We start from the raw sequence: 8157 nt of genomic DNA on the forward strand, positions 1-8157 counted from the left end.
TGACCCCGCCCCCTTGACGACCGACCACCCCGGGCAGGTGGCGTCCGCGACGCCGCCCGCACCGGGCCGGTCCCGCCGGTCCCGCCGCCTGAGCGACCGCGGGCTCGCCGTGGCCTTCACCTCTCCCGCGCTGCTGCTGTTGCTCGCCATGTCGGTGTTCCCGTTGCTGTGGGCGTTGTACCTGTCCTTCACCGACTACTCGGCCACCCGCGGTGGGCCCGCCCAGTTCCTCTGGTTCGAGAACTACACCGCCATCCTGACGTCGCCGCAGGTCCACCAGAGGGCCCTGACGACCTTGGTCTACGTGGTCGGCGCGGTCACCCTGCAGACCGTGCTCGGATTCGCCATCGCCTACCTGATCTCACGGCGCACACACGGGCGAGGACTGCTGACCACTCTGTTCCTGGTCCCGATGATGCTGTCGCCGGTCGTGGTCGGGCTGTTCTGGCGCTTCATGCTCGACGCGCAGTTCGGAGTGATCAACAGCATGCTCGGCTCGCTCGGCCTGGGGCAGGTGGAGTGGCTCACCGGGCAGCGAACGGCACTGATCTCCCTGATCCTGGTCGACACCTGGCAATGGACGCCGTTCATCATGCTCATCGCGCTCGCGGGCCTCACCGCGGTTCCCACGTACCTGTACGAGGCCGCCTCGATCGATCGGGCGTCCGAGTGGTTCCGGTTCCGCACCATCACCCTTCCGCTGGTGTGGCCGCTGCTCCTCATCGCCGTGCTGTTCAGGGCCATCGAGGCCTTCCGGCTGTTCGACCTCGTCTACATCCTCACCAGCGGAGGCCCGGGGGTCTCCACCGAGACGTTGTCGTTCCACGTCTACAAGGTCGCGTTCCTGGGCTTCAACACCGGAACCGCCTCGGCGTACGGGATCTTGATGGTCCTCGTCGTCATCGTCCTCACGCAGCTCTACCTGCGCTACCTGAACAAGCTCAAGGAGGACTGATGGCAGTCTCCGTCGACGAGGCCGTGGGCACACGTCCTGCCCGGGACCGCACGCCCCGCGCGCGCCGCTTCGGCGGCCGGGGCCGCGCCGTGCTGGAGGTCGCGCTGCTGACCGTGCTGGCCGCCGTGATGCTCTTCCCGGCGCTGTGGATGATCGAGACGTCCATCAAGGAGAACCGGGACGTCTACGCCATCCCGGCCAAGTTCTTCGACTTCAAGGTCACCATGGACCATTTCAAGGACGTGTTCGTCGCCTCCGGCGGCGGTCGCTCGACCTTGTCCGACTCGTTCCTCAACTCCGTCGTGGTCGCCGGGGCCTCCACGGCGCTGGCCACCGTGCTGGGGGTCCCGGCGGCCTGGGCCTACTCACGCTTCGCCGTGAAGGCCAAGAAGGACCAGCTGTTCTTCATCCTGTCCACCCGCTTCATGCCGCCCGTGGTGGTCGTGATCCCGATCTTTCTCATGTACCGCCAGGTCGGGCTCATCGACACCAAGCTCGGCCTGATCCTCATCTACGCCGCGTTCAACATCCCGTTCACGATCTGGATGATGAAGGGGTTCGTCGACGAGGTGCCCGCGGAGTACGAGGACGCCGCCATGCTCGACGGCTACACCCGCTTGCAGGCGTTCTGGCGATTCACTCTTCCCCTGCTCCTGCCCGGCATCGCCGCGACGGCGGTCTTCGCCCTCATCTTCTCGTGGAACGAGTTCGTGTTCGCCATCTTCCTCACCTCCAGCGACAGCGTGCGGACGGCCCCGCCCGCCATCGCCGGCCTCATCGGCGGAACCACCGTGGACTGGGGTCTGGTGGCCGCCGCCTCCGTGGTGTTCGCCCTGCCGGTGCTCGTCTTCGCCTACCTGGTGCGCAGGCACCTCGTCGCCGGTGTGACGCTCGGGGCGGTGCGACGCTGATGGCGGGCATCGAGGTGACCGCCCTGCACAAGCGCTACCCGGACGGGACGGTCGCGGTCGATCACGTGGACCTGTCCGTCCGCGACGGCGAGCTGTTCGTGATGCTCGGCCCTTCGGGCTGCGGCAAGACGACCACGCTGCGGGCCATAGCCGGCCTGGAGAGGCAGACGACGGGTGACATCCGCATCGGCGACACGCTGGTCAACGACCTGCCGCCCGCCGAGCGCGACATCGCCATGGTGTTCCAGTTCTACGCTCTCTACCCGCATCTGAGAACCCGCGACAATTTGGCGTTCCCCCTGCGGGCCGAGGGACTGCCCAGGGCGGAGGTACGCGAGCGGGTCGACGAGGCCGCCCGGCTGATGCGGCTCGGTCCGCTCCTGGACCGGCGGCCGCGCCGGCTGTCCGGCGGGGAGCAGCAGCGCGTCGCGCTCGCCCGCGCCCTGGTGCGACGGCCGCGCGCGTTCCTCATGGACGAACCTCTCACCAACCTGGACGCGGAGCTGAGGGCGGACATGCGCACGGAGATCAAGCACCTGCAGGGGGAGCTGGGGACGACCATGGTCTACGTCACCCACGACCAGGTCGAGGCCATGTCGCTCGGTCACAGAATCGCCATACTCAACAAGGGCCGGGTCGAGCAGATCGGCACGCCGCTGGAAGTCTACGACCGTCCGGCGAGTCTCTTCTGCGCCGCGTTCATCGGCTCCCCGCCGATGAACCTGATCGAGGTGGAGGTGGCCGACGGGAAGCTGCGCAGCAAGGACGGACTGGTCTTCACGCCACCGCCGGGCCTGCCGCGCGACCGTCGCCTGGTCGCGGGCGTCCGGCCGGAGGCGCTGGAAGTCACAGAACCAGGGGCGGAACGTTCGGTCCCGGCCCGCCTGATCTCGGCGGAGTGGCTCGGCGACGAGATCATCTACGTGGTCGACCACGGCGGCCGGCGGGACGTACGGGTCCGGATGCCACCGACCGTCCGGTTCGCCGCCGACGCGCCGGTCGGGCTGCGGCACCTCGGCGGGACCCCGGCGGTCTACGACGTGAGCACGGAAGAGCTGGTGGCCTGATGGGAACCGTGGCGGTGCACGGGCTGCGCAAGTCCTTCGGCAAGGTCCAGGCCCTGGACGGGGTGACGCTGGACGTGCCGGAGGGATCGTTCTTCGTCGTGCTCGGCCCCTCCGGGGCGGGCAAGACGACGACCCTGCGAGCGATCGCCGGCCTGGAGAAGCTTGACGCCGGGTCGGTGCGTCTGGACGGGAGGGACGCGACCGGTGACACCCCGGCCGCGCGCGACCTGGCCATGGTCTTCCAGAACTACGCCCTCTACCCGCGGCACACGGCGTACGAGAACATCGCGTCGCCGCTGCGGGCACGCCGCCGTTCCGCGAGCGAGATCGCCGCCGCCGTCGAGCGGATCTCGGGCCTGCTGCACATCGAACGCCTGCTGCAGCGCCGTCCGGCGCAGTTGTCGGGCGGCGAGATGCAGCGTGTCGCCCTGGCCCGGGCGCTGGTACGTACCCCACGCGCGTTTCTCATGGACGAGCCGCTGACGAACCTCGATCTCAAGCTCCGCGTCGAGATGCGCACCGAGCTCGCCCGCATCCACCGGAGCCTCGGAGCGACCTTCGTCTACGTGACCAACGACCAGGTCGAGGCCCTGTCCATGGCCGACCAGGTCGCGGTGCTCAAGGAGGGGAAGGTGCAACAGGTCGGAACGCCGACCGAGGTGTACGAGCGTCCGGCCAATCAGTGGGTCGCGGGATTCGTGGGGAGCCCGCCGATCAGCCTGCTTCCCTGCCACGCCGAGGGAGATCGTCTGATCGGGGCGGAAGGCTGGACGCTGCCGCGGCCCCGCTGGACCACGGCTGAGGACGGTCGTCCGCTGCTGCTGGGCCTGCGCGCGGAGGACCTGTCCGTGGAGCAGCGTGGGGACGCGTCGTTGTCAGGTGAGCTCTACGGCCTTGAGCCGCTCGGCGACCGGACGGTGGTCGACGTCCGAGTGGGGACGGAGATCCTCAAGGTCAAGGCACGAGCCACTGTCACCGGTACGCCGGGCGAGCGGCTGCTTGTCACGGTCGACCTGGACCGTGCGCACCTGTTCGACGCGGGCACCGGGCTGGCGCTGTCCGAGGCCGGGCGGTAGTCACGCCGGACAGCACCGGGAACATCACAGGAGGCGACGCAATGAGTGATCCGATGAATGTCCTGGCCCCCGAGCACCGGCGGCTCCGGATCGGCGACGCCTGGCGCGACGCCGCCGGCGGAGCCACCTTCGCCGTCGAGGACCCGGCCACGGGCAAGACCATCGCCGAGGTGGCGGACGCCGGCGTCGCCGACGGGCTCGCCGCTCTGGACGCGGCCGACGCGGCGAGGGCGGCGTGGGCGGCGACCCCGCCGCGAGAACGGTCGGAACTGTTGACCGCGACGTACCGGGCACTGACCGAGCGATCCGAGGAGATCGCCCGGCTGATAACGCTCGAGATGGGCAAGCCGCTCGCCGAGGCCAGGGGAGAGGTGGCCTACGGCGCCGGGTTCTTCCGCTGGTTCGCCGAGGAGGCGGTGCGCGTCGAGGGACGCTACAACACCGCTCCCGCTGGTGGATATCGCATCCTCACCGTGCCGAAGCCGGTCGGACCGTGCGTCTTCGTGACGCCCTGGAACTTTCCGTTGGCCATGGGCGCCCGCAAGATCGCTCCTGCGCTGGCGGCGGGCTGCACGACGATCACCAAGCCGGCGGCCCGGACGCCACTCACCATGCTGTTGCTGGCCCGCATCATGGAAGAGGCCGGAGTCCCCCCGGGCGTCGTCAACGTCGTGACGACCAAGCGTGCCGGCGAGGTGGTCTCAGCGCTGTTGGCCGACCGCCGGACCCGCAAGCTCTCGTTCACCGGGTCGACCGAGGTCGGGCGCGTGCTCCTCCGGCAGGCGGCGGACAACGTGCTGCGCACCTCCATGGAGCTGGGCGGCAACGCGGCCTTGATCGTGTGCGCCGACGCGGACCTGGACGTCGCGCTCGACGGCGCCATGGTGGCCAAGATGCGCAACATCGGGGAATCCTGCGTCGCGGCCAACCGCATCTACGTCGAGGAGCCGGTACGCGAGGAGTTCACGGCGCGCTTCGCCGAGCGGATGGGCGCGCTCTCGGTGGGCCATGGTCTCGACGACGGCGTGGACGTCGGGGCGTTGATCGACGAGGCGTCGGTCACCAAGATCGACAAGCTCGTCGCCGACGCCGTCGATCGCGGCGCCCGTGTCCTGGTGGGCGGCGAGCGTCCGGACGGCCCGGGCTGCTTCTACCCGCCTACGGTCCTCGTCGACGTGCCCGAGGACGCGCGGCTGCTGAAGACGGAGATCTTCGGCCCGGTGGCGCCGATCATCTCGTTCACGTCCGACGACGAGGTGATGGCGAAGGCCAACGACACCGAGCACGGCCTCGTCGGATACGTCTTCACCCGTGACCTCCAGCGGGCGCTCCGGTTCGCCGAGGGGCTGGAGACGGGGATGGTCGGCGTCAACCGTGGTCTGATCTCGGACCCGTCAGCTCCGTTCGGAGGCGTGAAGCAGTCCGGGATCGGCAAGGAGGGGTCGCACGAGGGCATCCATGAGTACCTCGACCTCACCTACGCGGCGATCGACCTGCCGTGACCGGCCCGCTGCTCCAGGCGCCCGGGGACGCCGGCGCGATCGCCGTCCCGGTGTCGCAGGTGACCTGGACGTCCGTCCAGCACAGCACCGCCGACGTTCCAGAGAGGCACCGACATGCTTGAGACCGTCCGCGGACCACGCCAGCTGATCGTGGGCGAAGGGGTCGCGCAGAACATCCCGCGAGTGGTGGCCGAGTGCGGCTCGCGACTCCTCGTCGTGACCGACCGGGTTCTCCTGGGGCAGCCGGGCGTGGCCGAGATCGTGGCCACCGTGCGGGAGAAGGTCGAAGCCGTCGAGGTGTTCGCCGACGCGACCCCGGACGTGCCGCTCGCCGATGTCGCCCTGGCCGTCTCAGTCGCCGCGGACGTGGACGCCGACGTCATTCTCGCCATCGGCGGTGGCACGGTGATCGACCTCGCCAAGATCGTCGGTGTCATCCGGTGCCATGGTGGGACGCCGCGCGACTTCTACGGCGAGTCGAAGGTGCCGGGGCCGACGATTCCTCTCGTCGCGGTCCCGACGACGTCGGGCACCGGCTCCGAGCTGACGCCCGTCTCGGTGTTGACCGACCCTGACCGCGAGCTGAAGGTGGGGGTCTCCAGCGTCCACATCGTGCCCGACTTCGCCATCGTCGACCCCGAGCTCACCTACACCTGCCCCGCGACCGTCACCGCCCACTCCGGCATCGACGCGTTCTGTCACGCGGTGGAGAGCTACACCGCGCGGCCCCGGGCCCACGGACCGCGCGACCCGGTGGAGCGGGTCTTCCTCGGCCGCAACTCGATCACCGATCACTACGCGCTCCTGGCCGCGGAGCGGATCGCCCGCAGCCTGCCCCATGTCGTCAGGGACGGAGGCGACAAGGACGCGCGCGCGGACATGTCCTATGGGTCCATGCTGGCCGGGCTCGCGTTCTCCCATGCGGGCAACGCGGCTCCGCACGCCCTCCAGTACCCCATCGGCGCGGCCACCCACACACCGCACGGCCTGGGCGTCGGGCTGCTGCTGCCCTACGCGCTGGACGCGGCCAGGGATGCCATCGGCGACCGGCTGGCCATCCTCGCCGAGGTGTGCGGGCTCGAGGTGACCGGCGCCTCGGACGCCGAGGCCGCGGACATGTTCCTCACCTGGCTCGACGGGCTCCTGGCCGAGATCGGCATCCCTGCGACCTTGGCGGACATCGGCGTGGCACGCGCCGACCTCCCGCGCTTCGCGGAGATGGCCAGTGGTGTCACCCGCTTGATCCAGAACCATCCGGGCCCGACCGACACCGCCAGCCTGACCGCGATCCTCGAAGCGGCCTGGCTCGGGGACCGAACCCGGCACGTTCTGATTTCGGAGCAGAAATAGTGACGGGCCTTTAAGAGGACGACGAGTTCGCTGCCCTTCCCCGGGTAGCGGAAATTATCGGCTACCCCTTAATAGGAGCCGCCGATTTTCCGGCAGGGGTCACGGCCGCGTGCCCCACCAGGCCCGCTGCGGCCACAAAAGCCATAATGGTCACCGGCCCACTTCGCTCCACGCAGTGCCATGACGAGTGGGTGCCCGAAACCCGGCCGGTGGGCACGAAGTCCCAGCCGCGTCTGGGGCCGTGCCCCGCCCGCCTGATGGCACTGGTTGGCACCGCCGCGGTGGCACCGAGGTCGGCGTCAACGGTGCCGCCGCGGCTCGGACGGCCGAGCAGGCGGGCGGGACGTTCTGGGGGAGAAGGGCACGGCGGTGGCCTGGTCCGCGGTGGCTCTCGCGGGCCGCCGCGACTCGCCTGGCTAGCCGAATTAAAGGGGCCGGCCTCTGAGGACACAAGGGGAAATCGGTGGCGATCTATGTAACTTTCAGATAACTGGCGCCGGAATGGCCGCTGAAATGCGGGGATTTCGGCGATGCCAACTCGTTACGAATGTGAGGGGTGCGCATGCGAAACTCGCGTGTTACAACCTCAATTAATTGATCTCAAAGATAAACAAAGGGGCGGGTGGTACCCATGACGTACAAGCCGCCCAGCCGTGCTTCGGGCGGCGCTCCGCCGGCGGGTTCCGCCGCGCTGCGCGGTCGCGCTGCGCTGCGCGTGCCCGTGCGGGTGGACAACGACGCGAACCTCGCCGCGCTGGCCGAGTACACCTCCGGCGTCGCCGCCGGCACGCCGTACCTGGTCTACCTCACCGGCGAGGTCGGGGTCGGCGGCGGCATCATCCTGGGCGGCGAGCTCCTGCGCGGCGCGGACGGATTCTCCGGCGAGGTCGGGCATCTGCAGGTGGACCCGAACGGCGCCCAGTGCGGCTGCGGCCGCATCGGGTGCTGGGAGACCAAGGTCGGCCTGGCCGCGCTCGTCGGCGCGGCCAGGCCCGAGCAGGCCTACGGGCTGCCCGGCATGCCGGTGCCCGACCCCGGCGAACGGGTGGCCGACCTCGCCAGGGGCCTGGCCTCCGGCGACCGGCGCATGACGACGGCGGTGGCGCAGGTCGGCACGTGGCTCGGGCTCGGCGGCTCGATCCTGGCCAACCTGTTCAACCCGCGCGTGATCGTCATCGGCGGCTACTTCGCCTCGCTGGCGCAGTGGCTGCTGCCGCATGCGCAGGATCAGCTGCAACGGCTCGTGGTGGCCGCTCCCGCCGCCCGGTGCCGGTCCGTCGCCTCCACTCTCGGCTT

Annotated in this window: 7 protein-coding genes; all 7 read left to right on the forward strand. The window is 69.8% G+C overall.

All coding sequences use genetic code 11. From position 1 onward, the window contains the following. Nucleotides 1–13: 13 nt before the first annotated feature. Nucleotides 14–955, forward strand: coding sequence for a carbohydrate ABC transporter permease (locus OUY22_RS21665; protein WP_270156903.1), 942 nt, complete (start codon nt 14–16; stop codon nt 953–955). After that, complete coding sequence (locus OUY22_RS21670) at nt 955–1866, forward strand: carbohydrate ABC transporter permease (RefSeq protein WP_270156904.1); 912 nt, start codon at nt 955–957, stop codon at nt 1864–1866. Before OUY22_RS21665 ends, OUY22_RS21670 begins: the two co-directional genes overlap by 1 nt. Then, nucleotides 1866–2933 (forward strand): ABC transporter ATP-binding protein, encoded by a 1068-nt coding sequence (locus OUY22_RS21675; protein ID WP_270156905.1) that lies wholly within the window; start codon nt 1866–1868, stop codon nt 2931–2933. The genes OUY22_RS21670 and OUY22_RS21675 overlap by 1 nt, the downstream gene beginning before the upstream one ends. Continuing rightward, on the forward strand, nt 2933–4009 hold the full coding sequence (locus tag OUY22_RS21680) for an ABC transporter ATP-binding protein (protein ID WP_270156906.1): 1077 nt from the start codon (nt 2933–2935) through the stop codon (nt 4007–4009). The genes OUY22_RS21675 and OUY22_RS21680 overlap by 1 nt, the downstream gene beginning before the upstream one ends. A gap of 41 nt (nt 4010–4050) precedes the next feature. After that, nucleotides 4051–5511 carry an NAD-dependent succinate-semialdehyde dehydrogenase gene (locus tag OUY22_RS21685; RefSeq protein ID WP_270156907.1) on the forward strand — a complete coding sequence of 487 codons (1461 nt, stop codon included), beginning with the start codon at nt 4051–4053 and terminating at the stop codon, nt 5509–5511. Nucleotides 5512–5625: 114 nt separating this feature from the next. Next, nucleotides 5626–6861, forward strand: a complete 1236-nt coding sequence (locus OUY22_RS21690; RefSeq protein ID WP_270156908.1) for an iron-containing alcohol dehydrogenase — start codon at nt 5626–5628, stop codon at nt 6859–6861. A 631-nt stretch (nt 6862–7492) separates the two neighbouring features. Next, on the forward strand, nt 7493–8157 hold a 665-nt coding region (locus OUY22_RS21695), incomplete at its 3' end, for an ROK family protein (protein ID WP_270156909.1).

Origin of the sequence: Nonomuraea corallina, assembly GCF_027620315.1 — a bacterium.
In the GTDB taxonomy this organism is placed as follows: Bacteria; Actinomycetota; Actinomycetes; order Streptosporangiales; family Streptosporangiaceae; genus Nonomuraea; species Nonomuraea corallina.